The sequence below is a fragment of the Sphingobium sp. B2 genome, from assembly GCF_007693735.1.
Taxonomy (GTDB): domain Bacteria; phylum Pseudomonadota; class Alphaproteobacteria; order Sphingomonadales; family Sphingomonadaceae; genus Sphingobium; species Sphingobium xenophagum.
The window spans coordinates 2,378,955-2,400,906 of record NZ_VDBZ01000001.1; the positions used below are offsets into that span (position 1 = coordinate 2,378,955).

Sequence of the window (21,952 nt, forward strand, 5' to 3'; positions counted from 1 at the left end):
GAAGCCGTAGCTTCCCCCCATGGCAAAGGAACCGGCATTGGCGACTATCGCCGTTTACAGCCTGAAGGGCGGGGTGGGCAAAACCACCTTTGCGATCAATCTCGCCTGGGCGTCGGCGACCATTTCCAAACGGCGGACATTGCTGTGGGATCTGGACCCGCAGGCGGCATCGAGCTGGCTGATTTCCACCGACAGCAAGAGCCGGGACGCCGCACAGGCGATATTCAGCAAGGATGTAGAAGTCCGCAAGCTGATCCAGCCGTCGACGGTGCCGGGACTGGACCTGATCGCCGCCGACACGTCATTGCGCAGCCTGGACCATCTGTTCCGTGAGATGGACAAGAAGAAGCGGCTGTCCAAGCTGATCGAAAGTCTGGGGAAGGATTATGACCGCATCATCCTCGATTGTCCGCCGGGCCTGACCGAAACCAGCGAGCAGGTGCTGCGCGCTGCAAACATCATTGTCATTCCCGTAATCCCATCCCCCTTGTCGCAGCGCGCGATGGGCGAAGTGGCCCGCTATCTGGTGCAGCGGGGCGGCAGCCATGCGCCGATCCTGCCGGTTTATTCGATGGTGGATCGCCGCCGGACATTGCATCGCAAGGCGCTGGACGAACAGCCCGACTGGCCCGCCATCCCGATGGCCAGCGCGATCGAGCAGATGACCGTGCGCCGCAAGCCGCTGGGCGCCTTTGCCCCGGCATCAGCCCCTGCGAAGGATTTTGCCGCGCTCTGGACCATGGTCGAACGCCAATTGCAGGGCAATTAGGCCCGCGCCCGCTCCCGGGGCGGCGGAAAAAGGCCAATGGCGTCCTGCGCGGCCATCGGGCGGCCGAAATAATAGCCCTGCACCTTTTTGCAGCCCAGTTGCCGCACCATCTCCAGCTCGACCTCGGTTTCCACGCCTTCAGCCGTGGTCGTCATGCCCAGACTGTCGGCCAGCGTCACGACGGCACGGATGATCGCCAGGCTTTCAGGCGTGTTTTTCGACGCGCCGACCACGAAGCTGCGGTCGATCTTGATCGTGTTGAAACGGGTACGGCTGAGATAGCCGAGCGATGAATAGCCGGTGCCGAAATCATCGAGCGAAAGCTGGATGCCAAGGCCGAGCAACTGGTCGAGCACCCGCAGCGCGCCAGCATCCTCGTTCATGAACACGCTTTCGGTGACTTCCAGTTCCAGCCGCCGTGCTTCCAGCCCGCTCTGCGCCAGCGCGGACACGACCGCAGATACGAAACTGGGGTTGGTCAATTGTTCAGCCGACACGTTGACGGCAATCCGCACATCGTCGGGCCAGCGCATCGCTTCCATGCAGGCGGTGCGCAGCACCCATTCGCCGATGGGTGCGATCAGCCGGGCTTCTTCAGCGACAGGCACGAATTTGGCCGGCGAAATCGGCCCCATTTCCGGATGGGTCCAGCGCACCAGCGCTTCAAACCCCAACACGCGGCCGCTGGTCGCATCCACCACCGGCTGATAGAGGACGTGAAGCTGGTCCTTGGCCAGCGCCTCGCGCAAGGCCAGTTCGAGCAGCCGCCTTTCTTCCGCCTTGGCATGCAATTGCGGCTCATAGGCGCAATGCAGCCCACCGCCTTCATCCTTCGCGCGATAGAGCGCCAGGTCCGCGCTGCGGATCAGCGATTCCGACTCTCCCCCGTCCATCGGCGACATCGCCGAGCCGACCGATGCGCCCACATAGAGCATATGCTGATCGACCTGATAGGGCGCCGACAGCGCGCTGATGATGGCGGAGGAAAGTTGTTCGATGCGGTGACTGTCAGAGACGGTCGGAATGACCACGCCAAATTCGTCGCCGCCGATACGCCCGCAAAATTCCGGGCCTGAACAGATTTGCCGCAGACGGCGCGCGACCTGGCTCAGCAGCTTGTCGCCGGTCTGGTGCCCCAGCGTGTCATTGATCGCCTTGAACCGGTCCAGATCGATCATCAGGAAGCCACAGCCCGGCGTTCGTCCACGGGTTGCCGCCATTGCCTTGTCCAGCGCTTCGCGCAGATGGCTGCGATTGGGCAGGCCGGTCAGCGGATCGAAGCGCGCCAGCCTGGCGATCTTGTCCGCCGATTCGCGTTGCGCCGTGACGTCCGACGCAACCCCGCGAAAGCCCAGAAAAAGCCCGTTTTCATCATGGCGCGGCGAAGCGGACAATTCCCACCAGCGGGTCTCGCCCTTCACCTCGACCGGAAGGACCAGGTTGCTGAAACTTTCGCGCCGCTTGAGATGGTCGGCCAGACTATGCAGTCCGGCAGCGAAACGGCCGCTTTCCCAACTGCTGCCCGCCAATATCTGGACAAGGGGTTCGCCCTCCAGCTGGGCTGGGTCCAGCCCCATGGTTTCGGCAAAGCGCGTCGACACGCTGCTGATACGGCGCAGTGAATCGGTCTGCCATAACCAGTCGGACCCGCCGCCTTCATATTCGCGCAGCAACAGGCTGACGACTTCGCTCTTTTCCTCCAGTTGCACGCTGGTGCTATGCTGACGCGCGAAGGTGCGGGCATAGATGACACAACCGATCAGCAGCGACAGCGCATAGCTGGTCGCCAGCGCGCGCAGCGGCAACTGGGCGCCATCGTGGAACATGCCGAACAGGCCGGCGATGCAGGGCAAGAGGAAGGCGGCGGCAGACAATGGAGTCGCGGCATAGCTGATCGCGCCACACACCATGATGCAACTGATCAGCGTCCACAGCGCCACCAGTTCCTCGGTCTCCCCCGCATGCGCGACAAGCATCATGCAGCCGGCCCATATGATGCCCTGCAACAATGCGCCAAGTCCGTGCCGACGCAGATCGCGGCTCGTCAGGCGACTATTGTTCGCGGTGCGCCGGGCGCGGTCCATCTGCACGCCAACCAGGGTGCAGCCGATCAACCCGGCGCTCCAAAGCCCCAGCATGACCGGCGAACAGCAGTGGGTAAAAACCTGCCAGATGAACACCAGGCCGCACAGGTTCATCACCTGCCGCAACAAGGCGACGCTGTCTGCCGTGCGCAATTGCGCTTCGAGCACTCGCGTTCCGACATCGTCACTGACCTGGCACAGGCCCGTCATCGCGCGCAGCGATGCGCGTTCCTGACGGTCCGGCTCGACGATATGGTTCGAATTGCTGCCCACGATCCCGCGATAGCAGCGATGCGTTATGATTTGGTAAGTCCGCCGATCGCGCGACAGTCAGCCTCAGGCCGCGATGTCGTAAGGGCGGATCTCACCAGTCAGATAGAGGTTACGTGCCTTGGACCGGCTCAATTTCCCCGAACTGGTGCGTGGCAGGGTGCGCGGCGGCACCAGTTCGACGACGCAGTTCATGCCGGTGATCGCGCGGACCCGTTCGCGAATCTGGTCGCGCAGGCGGGACCGTTCGTCATTGTCGGAGGTGCGGCAATGGACCAGCACCGCGGGTGCTTCTTCCCCGCCCGGCGTGGTGATGGCGAAGGCGGCGATGTCGCCCTGCTTGAAGCCCGGCAGCTGCTCAACCGCCCATTCAATATCCTGCGGCCAGTGATTCTTGCCGTTGATGATGATCATGTCCTTGGCGCGGCCGACAATGTAGAGATAGCCGTCACTCAGATAGCCCATGTCGCCGGTGTCGAGCCAGCCGTCAGCCATGCAGGCATCCGTCGCGGCCTGATCCCGGAAATAGCCGACCATCAGCGACGGGCCGGTGGTCCACACCTTGCCGATCTGGCGCTCGTTCAGCGGGCCGCCATCCTCATCGCGGATTTCCACGGTCATGCCGCGCGCGGGCTTGCCGCAATTGACGATCGAGCGGAAGCGCTGGGGGCGGCCTTCGGTCGCGTCGCCGCCCGACAGGTCGGTTTCCTCGACCAGTTCGACGATGATCCCTTCACCCGGCGGCATGATGGTGACGGCCAGCGTCGCTTCGGCCAGGCCGTAGCTTGGCAGGAAGGCGTTGGGCGAAAAGCCCGCATCGGCAAAGGCATCGACGAAGCTCTGCATCACGTCAGGACGGATCATGTCCGCGCCATTGCCGGCCAGCCGCCAGCGGGACAGGTCGAACCGATCCTGCGCCTTGGTCTGGCTGGACATGCGACGCGCGCAAATATCGTAGCCGAAGGTTGGCGAATAGCTGATCGATGTGCCTTCATTGCGGCTGATGAGGTCCAGCCAGGCCAGCGGGCGGCGGGCAAAATCCTCGGTCTTCATATAATCGGTCGACACCTGGTTGGCGACGACGGACAGGAAGCAGCCCACCAGCCCCATGTCATGATACCAGGGCAGCCAGCTGATGCAGCGGTCGCTGTCCTGCACTTCCATGCCATGGCTATGCGCTGCCAGATTGCTGAGCAGCGCATGATGCGTCACGGCAACGCCATGGGGGAAGCGGGTCGATCCGCTCGAATATTGCAGATAGGCGATGTCCTGCGCCTGCGCCCTGGGCAGGTCGGCCGGAACGGCATCGCGGGCGATGAAATCTTCAAATGCGATGCTCTCGACCGCCTTCTGACGGCCCGATTCACCCGCCATCTCGGCCAGTTCTGCGGGGAACAGGAACAGCATCGGGTCGCAGCTGGAAAGCTGGACGTTAAGCTGGTCGATATAACTTTCCTTGCCGCCAAAGCTGGTGGGCAGCGGCAATGGCACCGGCCAGGCGCCCGCATAGATGATGCCGAAGAAGAGTTGGGCGAAATCGACGCCGGTTTCCGCAACCAAAGCGACCCGGTCCTGCGGCTTGACGCCATGCGCGATCAGCCGATGGGCGCAGGCGATGGCGTCGCTGCGCAACTCGCTGAACGGATAGGGCCGCGCCAGATTGCCGCGGGCATCATGGAAATTGAGGCCGCGCACACCCTGCGCCGCATAGTCGAGCGCCTCGCCCAGCGTCTCGAAGTCCGAGAAACGGCGCGGCAGAACATCAGTGGTCGGCGTCGGTGCCATCATCTCTTGCGAACCCGTCATATTGGTTTCACCCAATGTCATAAATTATGTGATCGGCGCGGCCGCTATCATCTTTGACCGCGACATGCACCGGATATTAGATTCCAGTCCGCCCTTTTAGCGCATAAGGCACGGTGAAATTCCGGCCCGACTGTGGCATAAAGATGGCGGCCGGCGCATGAAGGCGCAATATGACCAGCAAACGCCCCCGCCCACCGCTTGACGAAGACAGCCTGCGCGACGCCGCGCTGCGTTATGTCAGCCGGTTCGCGACCAGCCGGGGCAAGCTGCTTGCCTATCTGCAACGCAAGATCAGGGAATGCGGCTGGGGCGGCGAACAACCGGCTGACCTGCCCGCCCTGGTCGATCGGCTGGCGGGCCTCGGCTATGTCGATGACAGCCAATATGCGGTGATGAAGAGCGCGGCGCTGGGTCGCCGGGGCTATGGTGCGCGCCGGATCGACGAAAGCCTGCGCGCCGCGGGCATCGCCACGGCCGACCGCGCGGATGCCGATGCGCAGGTGGACGCGGAACGCTGGATCGCGGCGGAACGCTATGCCCGGCGCAAACGGATCGGCCCCTATGCCAGCGCAGCGCCCGACCCCAAGCAGCGGGAAAAGGCGATCGCCGCCTTTCTGCGCGCGGGCCATAGCTATGCGATCGCCCGGCGCTGGGTCGATGCCGCGCCCGGGCAAATGCCGGAAGCGGAGGAATGAAGGTTAACCCCCTCCCCTCGCCACGCAAATCGCATTAGGCAAGCGCAATGACGCGCTTTCCCGCCCTGATCGCTCTGGCCATGCTCGCGGCCTGTTCCAGCCAGCCCCCATCGGCAGGCGGCAATTCGGCAGGCGGCAATATGGTCGGTAATGAGGCTGCCAGCGCTGCGCCTTCCGCCGCGCTGTTGCCGCTGGTCATCCAGAGCAGGAACGGCGCGCGGCGCTTCGCCGTCGAGGTTGCCGCGACGCCGCAGCAGCAGGAAGCGGGACTGATGTTCCGCAAGGAACTGGCGGATAATGGCGGGATGCTGTTCCCCATGGACCCGCCACGCACGGCGAGTTTCTGGATGAAGAATACGCTGATCCCGCTCGACATGCTCTTCATCCGCACCGATGGGACGATCGCCTTCATCGGTGCCGACAGCGTCCCCTATTCGCGCGAGCCGGTGTCGGCAGGCGTTCCTGTGGCCGCTGTGCTGGAAATAGGCGGCGGGCGCGCGGCGGAGCTGGGCATCAAGGAAGGCGACGTCGTGCAATGGGGCGGCTGCGCCGTGCCGACGGAAAAACTGCGGACGGAATTGAATTTCTGCCCCGGATGATCGTCACGCCCCGGCGAACAAGCGGATTTTTTGCAGCCGCGCTGCCCCTGATGGGCATCATCACACTCCCAAAACGCCTTGCCAATCCCCCGTCGCAGCGGCTAAGCGCGTGAGCCATGGGAATCCTCGGCAAGATCTTCACCTGGTGGGATGGCGCGACCATCGGCACCTCGCTTTTCACCGCTCGCAAGGGTCAGAAGGTGGGCGAGGATATTCAGGGCAATGTCTATTATGAAGGCGGCAGCGACGTCCATGGCGTGCCGCGCCGCTGGGTAATCTATAACGGCACGAATGACGCGAGCCGGGTTCCGGCCGAATGGCACGGCTGGCTGCATCATTCGATCGAAGGGACGCCCGAAAGCTTCCTGCCGCCGCCGCGCATCTGGGAACGGGAATTCACGCCCAACGCCACCGGCACCGCACTTGCCTATCGCCCGTCCGGCGCGATGGAAAAGGGCGGCCTGCGCCAGAAGGCGACCGGCGATTATGAGGCATGGAGCCCCGACGCATCATGATCCGCCGTCCGGCGGGGGCTTGCCTGTCGATCCTGCTTGGCGCCCCCCTGTTGGCGCTGTCCGCCTGTGGCGGCAATGACGTGCCCACTACCAACCAGACCGGACCGGTCAAGGTAGAGGGCTCGCCGATCCAGTCGAGCAACGCCGCCACCCTGCCCGGCACGCCGATGGCGGACCGGGTGGCCGTGATCGGCCTGCTCAACAAGCGCAACGGCCTGACCCGCGACCTGACGATGAAGCCGGGCGAGGCGTTGCGCGTGGGCGATGCGATCGTGCGGCTTCAGGCCTGCGAAACCAGCGCGCCATGGGAAAATGTCCAGGAAACCGGCGCCTTCGTGCAGTTGGACGTGCGCAGCAGCGCGGACGGCAAATGGCGGCGCAATTTTTCCGGCTGGCTGTTCCGCGAACGGCCGGACCGCAACGTCGTGCAGCACCCGGTCTATGATGTGTGGGTCAGAAGCTGCGCGATGGCATGGCCCGAAAGCGGCCCCGCATCGGTCAAGATCGGCGGCAAGGGCGAACCAGTCACCGCATCCCGTGCCAGCGGCGCGAACGCCAGTTCCGCAGCGACACCCGCGCCTGCCGACAGCACGCCCGATCCCGCCCCCAGCGGCACGCCACCAACTGCCGCCCCCAGCAACTGAAGATAATCACGCTGGGCGATCTCCACCGCGCCGAGTGAGCGGAGATGTTCGGTCATGAACTGGCAGTCGAGCAGGGTAAAGCCCGCAAACCGCAGCCGCGCAACCAGCCAGGCCAGCGCGACCTTTGAAGCATCGGTGCGGCGCGACACCATCGATTCGCCGAAGAAGGCGCGGCCCAGCGACACCCCGTACAGCCCGCCGACCAACTCCTCCCCCTCCCACACCTCGATGGAATGGGCAAAGCCGTGCGCGTGGAGTTGGCGGTAGGATTGTTCGATCGGACCATTGATCCAGGTCGATGGCCGATCCGGCGCGGCCTGCGCGCATAGCGCCACGATCCCGGCGAAATCGCGATTGGCCGTGACACGAAACTGGTCGCGACGGAGCGTTTTCGACAGCGAGTGCGACATATGAAAAGCATCGAGCGGCAGGATCGCCCGGCGCTTGGGTTCCACCCAATAGACTTCTTCTGCCTCCCGATCGTCCGACATGGGGAATACGCCGATGGCATAGGCTTGCAGCAGGAGCAGCGGGTCGATCGTCATCGCCTTCCCCTCTAACGGCATCCGTCCATGCGGTCATCACCGGACTCGACAGGATCGCGCAAAAGCGCCACCACATTGCCGGCTTCGGGGGGAGCGGAAACGATGGCACAGGACCGGACGGGCAGCGACGCCGCCAGCCTCTTTGCCTCACCGGCGCGGTTGCTGGTGGGGACGCTGATCTTCGTCGCCATCGTCTTTGTTGCGGCGGTGTCGGCCTATGTCGCGGCGGGATGGCCGATCGCGGACGCCGCCTACATGGTAACTTTGACCATATTTTCAGTGGGTTATGGCGAAGTCCGGCCGATCGCTACGCCCTATCTGCGCGTCGTGACGATCGCCACGATGGTGCTGGGCTGCACCGGCATGATCGTGCTGACCGGCGCGCTGGTGCAGATGTTCGCGGCCATTCAACTACGCCGATTGCTGGGACTGGATCGCATGCAGACTTTGATCGAACGGCTGAATGGCCATGTGGTGATTTGCGGCTTTGGCCGGATCGGCGTGCAACTGGCCAAGGAACTGCACGCGGCGGGCACGCCCTTTGTCATATTGGAGCGCGACGGTGGCAAGATCGCCGAGGCGCAGACGCTGGGCTATCTGTGCCATCGCGGCGAGGCGACGGAGGAAAGCGCGCTGCGCGCCGTCCGCATCGACCGGGCAAAGATATTGGCCACCGTCCTGCCCGATGACGCCGCCAATGTGTTCATCACCCTGTCCGCCCGCAACATCAATCCGGACCTGGAGATCATTGCGCGGGGCGAGGCGCCGACCACGGAAAGCAAGTTGCTGCACGCAGGCGCGGACAAGGTCGTGCTGCCCACCCATATCGGCGCGGAGCGGATCGCCGAGATGATCCTCTATCCATCGACCGCCGGGTTCATCGCCGATTCGACCGAAATGGGGCAGATGAAGCGCGGCCTGCACGAATTCGGGCTGGAACTGGAAATGGTCGTCGTGCCGGACAAGGGCGCGATGACCGGCGTGACCGTGGGAGAGGCGGAACGACGCGGCCGGGGCGCATTCTTTATCGTCCAGATCGACCATGCCAATGGCAAGAGCATCCAGCATCCCGGTGAGGAAGTGCGACTGGAGGCGCAGGATCAGGTGCTGCTGGTGGTGCGCGGCAGCCGCGTATCGGCGGGCGCGATCTTCACCGCCCCGGCGCAACGCCAGCGCACCGGGCGGACATTCTTCGGATAGCCAGCCGGCGATTGACTTGGGGAAACGCAGGCCTACCCTCGCCCCCATGAAATGCCTTCGTCTTGCGGCGCTGCCGCTGCTGTTCGCCGCCCTGCCCGCGCAGGCCGCGCCCGATCCCTATGCGGCGCGGATCGCCCGCGTCCTCAAAGCCACGCCGCTGATCGACGGCCATAATGACTGGCCCGAAGCCCTGGCGGAAAAGGCGAAGGACGCGCGCTGGACGATGGACCTGACACAACTCGATCCGAAGCAATATCATACCGACATCAAGCGGCTGAAAGCTGGCGGCGTTGGCGGGCAGTTCTGGTCGGTCTGGGTATCGGCGGACCTGCCGCAGGACCGCCAAGTCAAGGATACGCTGGACCAGATCGGCATGGTGCACAGTCTGGCCGAACGCTATCCGCGCGACTTTGCGCTGGTGACGACCGCAGCGCAGATGCGGGCCGCACACAAGGCCGGGCGGATCGGATCGCTGATCGGGGTCGAGGGTGGCGGGCAGATCGACGGCAGCCTGGCGGTACTGCGCGCCTATCGCGGGCTGGGTGCGGCCTATCTGACGCTGACCCATAGTCGCACCATCGATTGGGCCGACAGCGCGACCGACAATCCGAAGCATGACGGACTGACCCCGTTCGGCGAGGATGTGATGCGCGAACTCAATCGCCTGGGCATGCTGGTGGATCTGAGCCATGTCAGCGAGGCAACGATGCTGGACGCATTGCAGGTGACGAAGGCGCCAGTCATCTTTTCCCACTCCAACGCCCGCGCGCTGTGCGACACGCCGCGCAATGTATCCGACGCGGTGCTGAAGCAGGTTGCGGCCAATGGCGGGGTCGTGATGGTCAATTTTGCCGCGCAATATGTGTCCGAAGCCCGCCGCGTCTGGGGCGCGGACCGCAGCGCTGAGATTGCCCGTTATAATGCGCCGCCCTTTGGCGGGCTGTATATCGGCGATCCCAAGGGCGCGGAAAAGGCGCTGGCGGCATGGGAAGCGGCGCACCCAGAGCCGGTAGCGACGATCGGACAGGTGGCCGATCATATCGAGCATATCGTCAAGATTGCTGGACACGACCATGTCGGCATCGGCAGCGATTTCGACGGCGTGGGTGATTTGCCCGAAGGCTTGGGCGGGGTCGAGACCTATCCCGCATTGCTGGCCGAACTGATGCGGCGCGGGTGGAGCGACGCGGACGTGGCCAAGCTGGTCGGTGGCAATGTGCTGCGGGTAATGGAAGCGGCGGAGAAGGTGGCCGGTTAGCGGGGTGGGCCTGCGCACGCTGGCGCTGGCCCACCCCTTGTTACCGTCAGTTCGACGCTGCGGCCTGCACCTCGGTGATCAGCTTGAGCACCTGTTCTGCATGTTCCTTCCGGCAGATCAGCAGGTCGGGCATGTAGACGTCGCGCTGGTTGTAGATCAGCGGGCTGCCGTCGATGCGGCTGGCATGCAGGCCGTGGGCGAGCGCGACGGCGGCCGGGGCCATGCTGTCCCATTCATATTGCCCGCCCGAATGCAGGTAGATGTCCGCCTGCCCCAGGATGATCGCCATAGCCTTCGCCCCGGCGCTGCCCATCGGCACCAGTTCCGCGCCCAGTTTCTCCGCAACCGCCACCGCTTCGGCGGCGGGACGGGTGCGGCTGACCACCATGCGCAGTTGCGCAGGGGCGGGCGGCACGACGCGCGGCTGGTCGGTGCGAATGACGGCGCCGCCATCCAGCCCCGGCAGCGCGACCGCGCCGATCGCGGGCTTGCCGTCGATCGCCAGACCCACATGCACGGCCCAGTCGGCGCGTGCTTCGCCATATTCGCGGGTGCCGTCGACCGGATCGACGATCCAGACACGCGACTGGCTCAGCCGATCTTCATTGTCCTTTTCCTCTTCGGACAACAGGCCATCCTCAGGCCGCACCTCGCGCAGGGCGTGGCACAGGAACTGGTTGGCGGTCTGATCACCTGCCTTGCCCAGCGCCTTGGGGCTGAAAAGCCCGCTGGCGCGCACCTCCAGCAGGATGCGCCCGGCGGTTTCGGCGAGATGGACCGCGAGTTCCGCGTCAGTCATGCCGCCGCTCATGGGATCAGCCTCGCGACGATGGCGTCAGCGGCTTCTTCGGCTGTCATTGCCACTGTATCGACGCGAATTTCCGGGTCGAGCGGGGTTTCATAGGGACTGTCGATGCCGGTGAAGTTTTTAAGCTCACCCGATCTTGCCTTTTTGTAGAGCCCCTTGACGTCGCGCGCTTCGGCATCGGCCAGCGGCGTGTCGATATGCACCTCGATAAATTCGCCCGGCTGCATCATCTGGCGCACCATGTCGCGTTCCGAACGGAAGGGCGAGATGAAGGCAGTGATGACGATTAGCCCCGCATCGGTCATCAGCTTGGCGACTTCGCCCACGCGGCGGATATTTTCCACCCGGTCGGCGTCGGTGAAGCCCAGATCCTTGTTGAGGCCATGGCGGACATTGTCGCCATCGAGCAGGAAGGTATGGCGGTTCATCCGTGCCAGCTTCTTTTCGACAAGGTTGGCGATGGTCGATTTGCCCGCACCCGACAGGCCGGTGAACCACAGCACCGCCGGCTTCTGATTCTTCAGCCCGGCGTGGAATTCACGGCTGACGTCGGTGGCCTGCCAATGTACATTCTGCGCCCGGCGAAGCGAGAAGTGCAGCATGCCCGCGGCGACCGTGGCGTTGCTGATCTTGTCGATCAGGATGAAGCCGCCCAGCGTCCGGTTCTGGGCATAGGGTTCGAACACGATCTGCTTGTCGGTCGACAGGTTGGCGACGCCGATGGCGTTGAGATCCAGCGTCTTGGCCGCCAGATGCTCCATCGTGTTGACGTTGACCTGATATTTGGGCTGCTGGATGGTCGCGGTGACCATCTGGGTGCCAATCTTGAGCCAGTAGGAGCGGCTGGGCAGCATCTCCTCATCGGCCATCCACACGATCGTCGCCTCGAACTGATCGGCGGCCTGCGGCGGATTGTCGGCGAGCGCGATGACATCGCCGCGCGAGCAGTCGATTTCATCGGCGAAGCAGAGCGTGACCGACTGGCCAGCGACGGCCTGATCCAGATCGCCATCCATCGTGACGATGCGGCTGACGGTCGAGGTCTTGCCCGACGGCAGGACGCGGATGGCGTCGCCGGGCTTGACCGTGCCGGTGGCGATCAGGCCGGAAAAGCCACGGAAGTCGAGGTTCGGGCGGTTGACCCACTGCACCGGCATGCGGAAGGGCTTGTCGGCGTCGACCGCGCTGTTGACCTCGACGGTTTCGAGATGCTCGATCAGCGCGGGGCCGGTGTACCAGGGCGTGTTTTCCGACGGGCCGGTGATATTGTCGCCCTTGAAACCGGAAATCGGCATCGGCGTGAAGGCGGTGATGCCGATGCTGTTCGCAAACTCGGTGTAATCGGCGACGATCTTGTCGAATACCGCCTGATCATAGCCGACCAGATCCATCTTGTTGACGGCCAGCACGATGTTGCGGATGCCGATCAGATGGGCGAGGTAGCTGTGGCGACGGGTTTGCGTCAATATGCCCTTGCGCGCGTCGATTAGGATGACGGCCAGGTCCGCGGTGGACGCGCCGGTCACCATGTTGCGGGTATATTGTTCGTGGCCGGGCGTATCGGCGACGATGAACTTGCGCTTTTCGGTAGCGAAGAAGCGATAGGCGACGTCGATCGTGATGCCCTGTTCCCGCTCGGCGGCAAGGCCGTCGACGAGGAGGGCGAAGTCGATCTCCTGCCCCTGCGTGCCGACGCGCTTGGAGTCGGCCTCCAGCGCGGCAAGCTGATCCTCGAAGATCATCTTGCTGTCATAGAGCAGCCGACCGATCAGCGTCGACTTGCCGTCATCCACCGACCCGCAGGTGATGAAGCGCAGCATCGTCTTGTGCTGATGCACATCCAGATAGGCGTCGATATCCTCGGCAATAAGGGCGTCGGTCTTGTAGATGGGGTCTGTGAGGGTGTCGGTCATATCGCTACCTCGTCATCCCAGCGAAGGCTGGGATCTCGTTGATCTTGGGAAGAGTCAGGCGGCCTGAGGCCCCAGCTTTCGCTGGGGTTGACGCTTCGGAACGCTGCGCATTCCGTGGCGCGTCAAAAATAGCCCTCCTGCTTCTTCTTCTCCATGCCAGCGCCGCCGGCGTCCTTGTCGATCGCGCGGCCCTGCCGTTCCGACGTCGTGGTCAGCAGCATTTCCTGAATGACTTCAGGCAGGGTCGCGGCCTCGCTCTCCACCGCGCCGGTCAGCGGATAGCAGCCCAGGGTGCGGAAGCGGATCGAGCGTTCGACCGGCACTTCGCCCGGTTCGAGCGGGAAGCGGTCATCATCGACCATCAGCAACATGCCGTCGCGCTCCACCGTCGGGCGCTTGGCCGAGAAATAGAGCGGAACGATCGGAATGTCGTTCAGGTGGATATATTGCCAGATGTCGAGCTCCGTCCAGTTGGAGATGGGGAAGACGCGAATGCTCTCACCCTTCGCCTTGCGGGCATTGTAGAGGTTCCACAGTTCCGGCCGCTGATTCTTGGGATCCCAGCCATGGGAAGCGGTGCGGAACGAGAAGATGCGCTCCTTGGCACGGCTCTTTTCCTCATCGCGGCGCGCGCCGCCAAAGGCTGCGTCGAAACCGTAGAGGTTGAGCGCCTGCTTCAGCCCTTCGGTTTTCCACATATCGGTGTGGAGCGCGCCATGGTCGAACGGGTTGATGCCCCGGTCCTTGGCTTCCTGATTCTGATAGACCAGCAATTCCATGCCGCTTTCCTGCGCCATCCGGTCGCGCAGCTTGTACATTTCCTGAAACTTCCAGGTCGTGTCGACATGCAGCAGCGGAAAGGGCGGCGGCGAAGGATAGAAGGCCTTGCGCGCCAGATGCAGCATCACGGCTGAATCCTTGCCGACGGAATAGAGCATGACCGGCTTTTCCGCCTCCGACACCACTTCCCGCAGGATGTGGATGCTCTCGGCTTCGAGTCGCTCCAGATGGGTCAGGGTTTTTGCGTCTACCATGCGGTCCTCGGCTTGATTGTGCGTCCCCTATGGCAGCAAAGCCAAAGGACTGGACCTCCCATATGGGAGGATGTATGAACATGGCCCATGCGGCTGGACGATGGCGGATTATTGGCGGCCCTGCACGAAGGGATGTTTCAGCAACCGCTGTGGCATGACTTTCTTGAAAAACTGCGAATGCGCACCGGCGCCATCTATACGACGCTGGTCTTTCGCCCGGTGGACGAGGATGCGATCGTCGAATTGCATGCCGGACCGCCGCCGCCGACCCATTTGCACAGCCTGTTCATCGAGAAGTATGGCCGCGACCCTTTCCCCTATCGCCACATGCGCGAAGGCCGGGCCTATACGCTGGCCGAATTGCTGGAACAGAGCGCCCCGGTCGATCGCGCCCTGCCCCGCGACCCGGTGCTGCCGCAGGGGATAACGGACATGCGGTCGATCCGCGTAACCGAGCCGAGCGGCGTGGATGGCTGGCTGGCCTGTGCGGGAGGAGCCTCGATCGGATCGGCGGTCAGCGCGCTGCTGACCGGGCTGGCGCCGCATCTGCGCATCGCGTTGCGATCCTTCGTAGCGCTGGAGCGGGAGAAATTGCGATCGACGCTGACGACCGAAGCGTTCGGGCGGCTCAACTTCGGCTGGCTGACGCTCGATGCGCGCTGCCGCATCATCGACATGACGGCCCATGTCGAACAATTATTCCAGCGTACCAGCGTGTTGCGGCGCGGGCGCTATGACCGGCTGACCCCGGAATCGCCGCTGATCGACCGGGAACTGACCGCGCTGGTCAAGCAGATGGCCGACGACCCGGACAGTCGACCGCGCGCGATCAACCTCAGCCGCGATCCATGGATGGACATATTGGTCTCGCCCATCCGGGGACGGTCGGTGTCGGCGGGATCGACCCCGGTGGCGATCGCCTATCTGAGCGGCGATCGCTGGTCGCAGGCGGACCGGTGCGAACAATTGGTGGAACTGTTCGGCCTGTTGCCAAGCGAGGCGCGCCTTGCCTGGGCAATCGCGCAGGGCATTCCCATCAGCGAAGCGGCGGCAAATCTGGGCATCACGGTGGAAACCGCACGCAATTACAGCAAGAAAATCTATGCCAAGACCGGCGCGCGCGGACAGGCGGAACTGGTGCGAATCGTGCTGACGAGCGTGCTGGCGATCGCGTGATTGGGGAAATCCGATGAGCACCCATCATCCGTTCGTTTCGAGCGAAGTCGAGAAACCTGTGCGCGACGTTTCTCGACTTCGCTCGAAACGAACGGAGGTTGGAGTTTACCCTGAAATGATCATGCTTCAGGTGACCGCCGCCTCCAACAACCTGATCGTTCCAGCGCCTGCGTCCATTTCCGCCTGCACCCCTTCCGGCAAGCTGAACTGGTTGGCGACATGGCCAAACAGCGCGCCCTGAAACGCCGGGACGCCGAGTGGCTCCAGATGCTGTTGCAGCACTTCTGACAGAGTGAAGCCGCCATAGGAGGGGCCAGCGGCGGTGCAACTGCTGCACTGGCCGAATATCACGCCCGCCAGCTTTCCCAGCACCCCGCCCAGCGCCAACTGGGTCAGCATCCGGTCGATCCGGTAGGGGGCTTCGTCAATATCCTCGATAAACAGGATCGCGCCGGTAAAGTCGGGCAGCCAGCCAGTGCCCATCAGCGCCGCCAGCACGGTAAGATTGCCGCCCAGCAACCGCCCGCGCGCCACGCCGGGGCGGAAGGTGCGGATACGCCCGCTGCGCTGGACCAGCCGGTCCTCCGTCCCCGGCGGATTGGCGAAGGTCGGGGTTTCCGCGTCGAACGCCACGGCACGAAAAGCGTCCCAGGATAATTTGCCCCAGCTGCTCGCGGCATTGGGACCATGAACGGTCGTAAAGCCCGCCTTCGCCGCGAAAGCCAGATGCAGCGCGGTGATGTCCGAAAAGCCGACCAGCAGCTTGGGGTGGGCGCGGATCGTCGCGAAATCCAGATAGGGCAGCAGGCGCGCGCAGCCCCAGCCGCCGCGCACCGCGAACAACGCCTTGACCGATGGATCGGCATAGAAGGCGTTGATGTCCGCCGCCCGATCCGCATCCTTGCCCGCCAGATAGCCATGGCGCTGCGCCAGATGGGGCGCATCCTTGGGCTTCAGCCCCATGGCGACGATGGTTTCGCGCACCAGATCAAGGTCGAACCCGTCATCGGTAAAGCCCGCCGGTTCGATTAGCCCGACCGTGTCACCGGGCCGCAGGCGGGGCGGCTTCACCAGCGTCGGCGGCGCGAGGGGCGGAGACTTGGCCGCGACCAGCAGCGCGCCCATGCCGCCCATCAGCGCGCGGCGATCCAGTGCGATCGTCAAAAGCTGCTCCTGTCCTTGCGCCTATAGCCGCCATCCGTCCACAACAGGCCTATGTCGGGATAATGGCAATCCCCCGACGGCGGACGACCAAAGGCGAGATACGCGCAATCATCGTCGCTTTCGTTCAGCAGATGACGGCCATTGGGTTCGCCCTTGGGACAGACCGCCATATCGCCCGACCGCATGAGCGTGCGGGCGAGATGTGTATAAGAGACAGGCTTTTGACGATCGCACTGGATCTGTCTCTTATACACATCTAGATGTGTATAAGAGACAGGGTCTATGTCGGGATAATGGCAATCCCCCGATGGCGGACGACCAAAGGCGAGAAACGCGCAATCATCGTCGCTTTCGTTCAGCAGATGATGGCCATTGGGTTCGCCCTTGGGAAAGACCGCCATATCGCCCGACCGCATGAGCGTGCGGGCGTCATTCTCCACCAGCACCGCCTCGCCTGCCAGCATGACGACAAATTCATCCTCATCCTCATGCCAGTGGCGCTGGGACGAAGCGCCGCCGGGCTTCAGCACGACATGGCTGACACCGAAATCGGTAAGGCCAAGCGCCGGTCCCAGCCGCCGCACCCATCGATGCGCCACGGCCTGATCATGCGGCGGCGGATAGCCGGTGGTGTTCGTCAGCGCGACAATTTCTGGATCGATCCGGGGCACGGCCTCTTCTCCTGCTGCTGCTGGTCAAGCGGCATGGCTTTCGCTAACGCACGGGCATGACCATGACCAGAGCCAATGATGACGTGGTGGCGCTTGCCCGGCAGCTGCTTGCCTGTCCGTCCGTAACGCCAGCGACCGGGGCGGTGTTCGCCGCGCTTGAGGACATGCTGCTGCCTTTGGGCTTTACCGTGGATCGGTTCGTGGTCGGCGAAGCGCCCGACGGGCCGGTCGAAAATCTGCTGGCATGGCGCACTACCGGCGCTGGCCCGCACTTCGCCTTTGCCGGACATCTGGACGTGGTGCCACCCGGCCCCGGCTGGACCAGCGATCCGTTCGCGCCGGAGATTCGCGGCAACCTGCTCTACGGACGCGGCGCGGTGGACATGAAGGGATCGATCGCTGCCTTCGTCGCCGCGCTGGGCACCCTGTCCGACGACCTGCCCGGTACGATCAGCCTGATCATCACCGGGGATGAGGAAGGCCCGGCCGTTTATGGCACGCTGGCGCTGATGGAGCGGATGGCCGCGCGCGAACTGCGCCCGGACCTGTGCGTCGTGGGTGAACCGACATCGTCGGCCCGGCTGGGCGATGTGGTCAAGATCGGGCGGCGCGGGTCGGTGAATATGTGGATCAGCGTGGCCGGAACCCAGGGCCATGTCGCTTATCCGCACCTGGCCGACAATCCCGTGCCCCGTCTGGTCCGCATCCTGGCCGCAATCGATGCGCTGGTGCTGGACGAAGGGACCGACTGGTTCCAGCCCAGCAATATAGAGATTACCGACATGGAGGTTGGCAACCCGACCACCAATGTCATTCCCGGCGCGGCGAACGCGCGCATCTCTATCCGCTTCAACGATCAGCATAGCGGCGCTTCGCTCGTCGAACGGATCAGTGCGATCGCGGCGGCCGAGGGCGGCACGGTGATGGCCAAGATCAGCGGCGAGCCCTTTCTGACCGCACCGGGCACATTGTCCAACCTGGTGTCGGGCGCGATCCGGCAGGTAACAGGCCTGGAGGCGGAACTGTCCACTACGGGTGGCACGTCCGACGCGCGCTTCCTCTCGCGTCTGTGCCCGGTGGTGGAGTTTGGCCTGAACAATGCGACCATGCACAAGCTGGACGAGGCCGTCGCGGTGCAGGATCTGCGCGATCTGGTCGAGATTTACCGGCTGATCGTGGAGCGGGCGCTGGGTCAGTCGGCGGGCGCTTAACCCGCGTCGCGTTCCAGCATGGCGGGGTTCCCGGTGTAGCGGCCCAGATAATCCTGCTCGCCGGTCGGCATCGCCAGATGATAGCCCTGGAACAGGGTGCAGCCGATGACGCGCAGCATGTCCATCTGCGCCTGATTCTCTATGCCTTCGACCACTACTTCCATGCCCAGCCCCTGAATCAGGCCGACGACCGCCGAACAGATGGTCCGCGCTTCGGATGATGTGGCAATGTCGCGCACCAGGCTGCGGTCGATCTTGACCCGGTCGACCGGCAATTCCTTCAATCGCGACAGGTTGGAATAGCCGGTGCCGAAATCGTCGATCGCGATACGCAGCCCGTCGCGGCGCAGGGCGGCAAGTTGGTCGAGCACCCGCGCTTCCATGTCCATCGCGAGCGATTCGGTGATTTCCAGTTCCAGCATGCCGTTTGGCACCTGATGCGTGGCGATGGCGTGGCGCAGGCGCAGGAAAAAATCGGCCTGACCCAGTTCGCGGGTGGAAATATTGATGGCGATCCGCTGATGAATGCCTGCGCGCGACCAGCGGGCGGCCGTCTCGCAGACCCGGCTCATCACCCAGTCCCCCAGCGCGACGATGGTGCCGCTTTCCTCCGCCACCGGCACGAACACGCCGGGCATGACGATATCGCGCTCTGGATGCGCCCAGCGCACGAGGGCTTCGGCGGCCACGGCGCGGCCCGTCTGAATGTCGATCTGCGGCTGGAATTCCAGCAGAAATTCGTCGCGCTCCAACGCCAGAAGCAGGTCGCGCTCCAGATCGGCGCGGTCGGACGCCTCCAGCGCCAGCGCGTCGCTGTACATTTCCGCGCGGCCACGCCCTTCATGCTTGGCATGATACATGGCGATGTCGGCGGCGCGCAGCAGGGTGGACAGCGTATCGCCATGGTCGGGATAGCAGGCGATGCCGATCGACGCGCCCAGATCGACATGCTGGCTGCCAAGGTCAAAGCGCTCACCCAGCGCGAACTGGATAGCGCGGGCGATGCGCGCGGCGGCGTTGTGGCCCGACAGGGTCGGGAAGAACATCGTGAATTCGTCACCGGCCAGGCGACCGATGACCGCGTCCCCCATCCCGGCGCCGATCTGCGCCATCACCACTTCGCGCAGCCGACCCGCAACGCGCGCGAGCAGCTGGTCGCCCGCGGCATGGCCCAGCGTGTCGTTGACGCCCTTGAACCCGTCCAGGTCGATGAAGAACAGGGCGGCCATGCCCCCCTCCTCCCGCTCGGCCAGCAGGCGTTCGACCTGGCGGCAGAAGCTGGTGCGATTGGCAAGCCCGGTCACCTGATCGAACAGGGCAAGCGCCTGGACATGGTCGAGATTGGTGCGGACCTGACTGAACAGGCTTTCCAGCGCGACCGACAGATCCGGCAGTTCCAGCCCGATCTCCCTTGGCACCGACGACTGGAGATCGCCATGGGCGGCGGCCAGCAGGCGTTCGGTGGCGGCGTCGATGGCCGTCGCGGTGGTGGCGATGGTGCGGCGCGCCGACGCCCAGCTCATCGTACCGCACAAAATGGCGATGATCAGCGCGCGGCCGATCTGGACGATGTCATCCTGCGCGCCGGGGGTATAGCCCAGCACCAGCGACAGGATGAACACCAGCGCGCCCGCGGCGCAGGCAAAGGCAGCGGCGCGGCTTTTCAACGTTACGCCGTGCATCTGCCTCCTTACCCCCGCAAACGACCCCGAACAGGATCATGATCCGCCGGATATGAAGGACAGTGGTTAAGAAAAGATCAGCGAAAGCGGGGGATGGCGTTATTTTTTGCGCCGCAAAACAAGGTAGAGCGCACCGTCGCCGCCATGGCGCGGATGGGCGATGCGCACGCTGGCGATGCGGTCGGCATAGGGGCTGGTTTCGATCCAATGACCGATTTCGCCACGGATGGCCCCACGCCGCGAAGCGCCATCCGCAGCGTTTTTGGGCGGCTTGCCGGTGACGACATGCAGGACGCGGGCGTCGCGCGCCAGCGCCGATGCGATCGCCTGATGTAGCCGGACATGCGCCGCCGACAGGCTGTGGCCATGCAGGTCGATGCTCATGTCGGGGCTGATCGTGCCGCCGCGAATGCGCTTTTCCCAGCCGGTATCGAGCACGGCGGCCGGGGTACGCACCGCGACGGGGGCCGGGGTCGGCGTCTGGCGCAGCGGCGGCGTTAACCCTGTTTTGGGCGTGATGGCCACTGGCTGCGTCGGGAGCGCTGGCATCACGCGGCCATGCGGCCGGATTGGCCGGACCGATCGGGTCAGCGCGGTCCAGAGCGCGGCTTCATCAGGGGACAGGTGCCGCCGCGCCATCGGACGACTGGTCAGGGCCTTGCGAGGCGCGCCGCCGAACCGATCGGCAGCAGGACCAACGCGCTGCCGCGCGCCGACATGCCACCGGCAATGCCCCGCGCCCGCGCGCCTGCGCCCCAGAAACTGTCGAAGCGATTGGCCCCCTTGATCGCGCCGCCAGTATCCTGCGCGATCCACACGCCATTGGGTTCGGCCCGATCAAGCGAAAGCAGCACCGGCGCGCCCAGCGGAATGAATTTGGGATCGGCGGCCACCGTCGCCTCCGCCGTCACCGGCACGCCAAGAGCGCCGATCGGCCCGGCGCCGGTCAGTTCGCGGAAAAAGACGAAGCTCTTGTTTTCATTCATGATCGCCGCGCCCTCGACCGGGTTGGCGCGCAGATAGGCCATAATGTCCTGCATCGACCCCACCTGGATCAGGCCGCGATCCTTCATCAGCTTGCCGATGCCGCTATAGTCGCGGCCATTCTGCCCGTCATAGCCGATCCGCATGACGCTGCCGTCGGGCAGGTTGAGACGCCCGCTGCCCTGCACCTGAAGGAAGAAAAACTCGACCGGATCAGCCGCCCAGGCCAGTTCCAGCCCGCGTCCGGCCAGCGAGCCCGCCACGATCTGGGCGCGTTCGTCATAGGGGATGAATTTGGTGCCGGACACCTTGCCCCGGATCGTGCGGCCTTTCAGAGCGTCGCTGAACTGGCCGAGATCGACGTCGATCAGGTCGGTCGGGCGGCGGTAAATCGGAACCTCATAGCCCGGTTGGCGGGTGCGCGATCCCGCGATTTCCGGCTCATAATAGCCAGTGACGAAGGCCGTGCCGGTGCCCACCTGCACCGCTTCGAAATAGCGGGAGAAAAATTCGCTGGCCGATGTTTCGGGCCAGCTTGCCGCCGCCGCGCAGCTATTATTCCAGTCGGACCCTTTGGTCAGGCCGCTCTGGTCGGTGCGGCGCATCAGCGTGGGGCAGGATATGCGGAAGGCCTCGAGCGCCAGCCGCGATCGTTCGCCCGACGGGATCAGGCTAGCGATGTCAGGGCCGCGCGTAACGCCAAGGCCCGCGGCGGTGCTGCTGTCCATCGCCGGATCGGCAGGCATTTCGACCGGCAAGGTCGGACGCGGGACAGCAGGCGCAGGGCGCGTGGCCGTACCCGACGGCACGGGACGCGACGGAGCGGGGCCGCCGGCAGAGGGCGGGATCATGCCGCCCGCGCAGGCGGACAGTGCCAGCGCCGCCATCAGCGCGCCCGCCCTATTCCGAAAATTCATGCTGCGA

At 64.4% G+C, this 21,952-nt stretch carries 18 protein-coding genes and 2 pseudogenes; 9 read left to right on the forward strand and 11 right to left on the reverse strand.

Translation table 11 applies throughout. The features are described 5' to 3' along the window. Positions 1–19 precede the first annotated feature (19 nt). On the forward strand, positions 20–769 hold the full coding sequence (locus FE851_RS11555; protein WP_017181020.1) for a ParA family protein: 750 nt from the start codon (positions 20–22) through the stop codon (positions 767–769). On the opposite strand, the gene FE851_RS11560 is transcribed toward FE851_RS11555, so the two are convergent. Both FE851_RS11560 and FE851_RS11565 read right to left on the reverse strand, forming a co-directional pair. Further along, positions 766–3,126 (reverse strand): putative bifunctional diguanylate cyclase/phosphodiesterase, encoded by a 2,361-nt coding sequence (locus FE851_RS11560; protein WP_145202567.1) that lies wholly within the window; start codon positions 3,124–3,126, stop codon positions 766–768. The genes FE851_RS11555 and FE851_RS11560 overlap by 4 nt on opposite strands. A 63-nt stretch (positions 3,127–3,189) precedes the next feature. Further along, a complete protein-coding gene (locus FE851_RS11565; RefSeq protein WP_017181018.1) occupies positions 3,190–4,950 on the reverse strand; it encodes a fatty acyl-AMP ligase in 1,761 nt (586 codons plus the stop codon). Between the two features lie 149 nt (positions 4,951–5,099). Here FE851_RS11565 and FE851_RS11570 point away from each other — a divergent pair, with 149 nt between their 5' ends. From FE851_RS11570 to FE851_RS27150, 4 genes and pseudogenes are all read left to right on the forward strand, one after another. Next, a complete protein-coding gene (locus FE851_RS11570) occupies positions 5,100–5,624 on the forward strand; it encodes a regulatory protein RecX (protein ID WP_145202570.1) in 525 nt (174 codons plus the stop codon). Between the two features lie 47 nt (positions 5,625–5,671). Further along, on the forward strand, positions 5,672–6,223 hold the full coding sequence (locus FE851_RS11575) for a DUF192 domain-containing protein (protein ID WP_145202573.1): 552 nt from the start codon (positions 5,672–5,674) through the stop codon (positions 6,221–6,223). Positions 6,224–6,339: 116 nt separating this feature from the next. Beyond that, positions 6,340–6,738, forward strand: coding sequence for an NADH:ubiquinone oxidoreductase subunit NDUFA12 (locus tag FE851_RS11580; RefSeq protein WP_017181015.1), 399 nt, complete (start codon positions 6,340–6,342; stop codon positions 6,736–6,738). A gap of 233 nt (positions 6,739–6,971) precedes the next feature. Further along, a pseudogene (locus FE851_RS27150) lies at positions 6,972–7,142 on the forward strand (DUF2155 domain-containing protein); the annotation flags it as partial. 35 nt (positions 7,143–7,177) lie between these two features. On the opposite strand, the gene aat reads toward FE851_RS27150, so the two are convergent. Continuing rightward, the gene (aat, locus tag FE851_RS11590; RefSeq protein ID WP_019053750.1) at positions 7,178–7,927 is read right to left on the reverse strand and encodes a leucyl/phenylalanyl-tRNA--protein transferase; all 750 of its coding nucleotides are present in this window, start codon (positions 7,925–7,927) and stop codon (positions 7,178–7,180) included. A 102-nt stretch (positions 7,928–8,029) separates the two neighbouring features. On the opposite strand from aat, the gene FE851_RS11595 reads away from it, so the two are divergent. After that, positions 8,030–9,127, forward strand: a complete 1,098-nt coding sequence (locus FE851_RS11595) for a potassium channel family protein (RefSeq protein ID WP_145202576.1) — start codon at positions 8,030–8,032, stop codon at positions 9,125–9,127. A gap of 46 nt (positions 9,128–9,173) precedes the next feature. Then, a complete protein-coding gene (locus FE851_RS11600; protein WP_145202579.1) occupies positions 9,174–10,385 on the forward strand; it encodes a dipeptidase in 1,212 nt (403 codons plus the stop codon). Between the two features lie 46 nt (positions 10,386–10,431). Here FE851_RS11600 and FE851_RS11605 read toward each other — a convergent pair whose 3' ends face one another. The 3 genes from FE851_RS11605 to cysD form a co-directional block, all read right to left on the reverse strand. Then, entirely contained in the window at positions 10,432–11,184 is a 753-nt protein-coding gene (locus tag FE851_RS11605) for a 3'(2'),5'-bisphosphate nucleotidase CysQ (protein ID WP_315850595.1), read from the reverse strand. Between the two features lie 8 nt (positions 11,185–11,192). Then, positions 11,193–13,106 (reverse strand): sulfate adenylyltransferase subunit CysN, encoded by a 1,914-nt coding sequence (cysN, locus tag FE851_RS11610; RefSeq protein ID WP_130751969.1) that lies wholly within the window; start codon positions 13,104–13,106, stop codon positions 11,193–11,195. Between the two features lie 122 nt (positions 13,107–13,228). Further along, positions 13,229–14,140, reverse strand: a complete 912-nt coding sequence (cysD, locus tag FE851_RS11615) for a sulfate adenylyltransferase subunit CysD (RefSeq protein WP_019053754.1) — start codon at positions 14,138–14,140, stop codon at positions 13,229–13,231. An 87-nt stretch (positions 14,141–14,227) separates the two neighbouring features. On the opposite strand from cysD, the gene FE851_RS11620 reads away from it, so the two are divergent. After that, complete coding sequence (locus FE851_RS11620) at positions 14,228–15,316, forward strand: helix-turn-helix transcriptional regulator (RefSeq protein ID WP_017181008.1); 1,089 nt, start codon at positions 14,228–14,230, stop codon at positions 15,314–15,316. 126 nt (positions 15,317–15,442) lie between these two features. Here the strand turns inward: FE851_RS11620 and FE851_RS11625 are convergent, their stop codons facing one another. Further along, complete coding sequence (locus FE851_RS11625; RefSeq protein WP_186378856.1) at positions 15,443–16,450, reverse strand: LD-carboxypeptidase; 1,008 nt, start codon at positions 16,448–16,450, stop codon at positions 15,443–15,445. Positions 16,451–16,752: 302 nt separating this feature from the next. Further along, a pseudogene (locus FE851_RS11635) lies at positions 16,753–17,151 on the reverse strand (cupin domain-containing protein); the annotation flags it as partial. 56 nt (positions 17,152–17,207) lie between these two features. Between FE851_RS11635 and dapE the strand changes: the two are divergent. Then, positions 17,208–18,362 carry a succinyl-diaminopimelate desuccinylase gene (dapE, locus tag FE851_RS11640; RefSeq protein ID WP_145202585.1) on the forward strand — a complete coding sequence of 385 codons (1,155 nt, stop codon included), beginning with the start codon at positions 17,208–17,210 and terminating at the stop codon, positions 18,360–18,362. Here the strand turns inward: dapE and FE851_RS11645 are convergent. The 3 genes from FE851_RS11645 to FE851_RS11655 all read right to left on the reverse strand — a co-directional run bounded on the left by FE851_RS11645 (position 18,359) and on the right by FE851_RS11655 (position 21,945). Then, complete coding sequence (locus FE851_RS11645) at positions 18,359–20,044, reverse strand: putative bifunctional diguanylate cyclase/phosphodiesterase (RefSeq protein ID WP_017181004.1); 1,686 nt, start codon at positions 20,042–20,044, stop codon at positions 18,359–18,361. The genes dapE and FE851_RS11645 overlap by 4 nt on opposite strands. A 99-nt stretch (positions 20,045–20,143) precedes the next feature. Continuing rightward, positions 20,144–20,683 (reverse strand): Smr/MutS family protein, encoded by a 540-nt coding sequence (locus tag FE851_RS11650; protein WP_145202588.1) that lies wholly within the window; start codon positions 20,681–20,683, stop codon positions 20,144–20,146. Positions 20,684–20,694: 11 nt separating this feature from the next. Next, positions 20,695–21,945 carry a murein transglycosylase A gene (locus tag FE851_RS11655; RefSeq protein WP_145202591.1) on the reverse strand — a complete coding sequence of 417 codons (1,251 nt, stop codon included), beginning with the start codon at positions 21,943–21,945 and terminating at the stop codon, positions 20,695–20,697. Between the last annotated feature and the right edge of the window lie 7 nt (positions 21,946–21,952).

Coding starts and splice junctions, on each gene's coding strand:
- FE851_RS11555 (WP_017181020.1), top strand. CDS start 20: ATGGCAAAGGAACCGGCATTGGCGACTATCGCCGTTTACAGCCTGAAG.
- FE851_RS11565 (WP_017181018.1), bottom strand. CDS start 4,950: ATGACATTGGGTGAAACCAATATGACGGGTTCGCAAGAGATGATGGCA.
- FE851_RS11570 (WP_145202570.1), top strand. CDS start 5,100: ATGACCAGCAAACGCCCCCGCCCACCGCTTGACGAAGACAGCCTGCGC.
- FE851_RS11575 (WP_145202573.1), top strand. CDS start 5,672: ATGACGCGCTTTCCCGCCCTGATCGCTCTGGCCATGCTCGCGGCCTGT.
- FE851_RS11580 (WP_017181015.1), top strand. CDS start 6,340: ATGGGAATCCTCGGCAAGATCTTCACCTGGTGGGATGGCGCGACCATC.
- aat (WP_019053750.1), bottom strand. CDS start 7,927: ATGACGATCGACCCGCTGCTCCTGCTGCAAGCCTATGCCATCGGCGTA.
- FE851_RS11595 (WP_145202576.1), top strand. CDS start 8,030: ATGGCACAGGACCGGACGGGCAGCGACGCCGCCAGCCTCTTTGCCTCA.
- FE851_RS11600 (WP_145202579.1), top strand. CDS start 9,174: ATGAAATGCCTTCGTCTTGCGGCGCTGCCGCTGCTGTTCGCCGCCCTG.
- FE851_RS11605 (WP_315850595.1), bottom strand. CDS start 11,184: ATGACTGACGCGGAACTCGCGGTCCATCTCGCCGAAACCGCCGGGCGC.
- cysN (WP_130751969.1), bottom strand. CDS start 13,106: ATGACCGACACCCTCACAGACCCCATCTACAAGACCGACGCCCTTATT.
- cysD (WP_019053754.1), bottom strand. CDS start 14,140: ATGGTAGACGCAAAAACCCTGACCCATCTGGAGCGACTCGAAGCCGAG.
- FE851_RS11620 (WP_017181008.1), top strand. CDS start 14,228: ATGCGGCTGGACGATGGCGGATTATTGGCGGCCCTGCACGAAGGGATG.
- FE851_RS11625 (WP_186378856.1), bottom strand. CDS start 16,450: ATGGGCGGCATGGGCGCGCTGCTGGTCGCGGCCAAGTCTCCGCCCCTC.
- dapE (WP_145202585.1), top strand. CDS start 17,208: ATGACCATGACCAGAGCCAATGATGACGTGGTGGCGCTTGCCCGGCAG.
- FE851_RS11645 (WP_017181004.1), bottom strand. CDS start 20,044: ATGCACGGCGTAACGTTGAAAAGCCGCGCCGCTGCCTTTGCCTGCGCC.
- FE851_RS11650 (WP_145202588.1), bottom strand. CDS start 20,683: ATGGCGCGGCGGCACCTGTCCCCTGATGAAGCCGCGCTCTGGACCGCG.
- FE851_RS11655 (WP_145202591.1), bottom strand. CDS start 21,945: ATGAATTTTCGGAATAGGGCGGGCGCGCTGATGGCGGCGCTGGCACTG.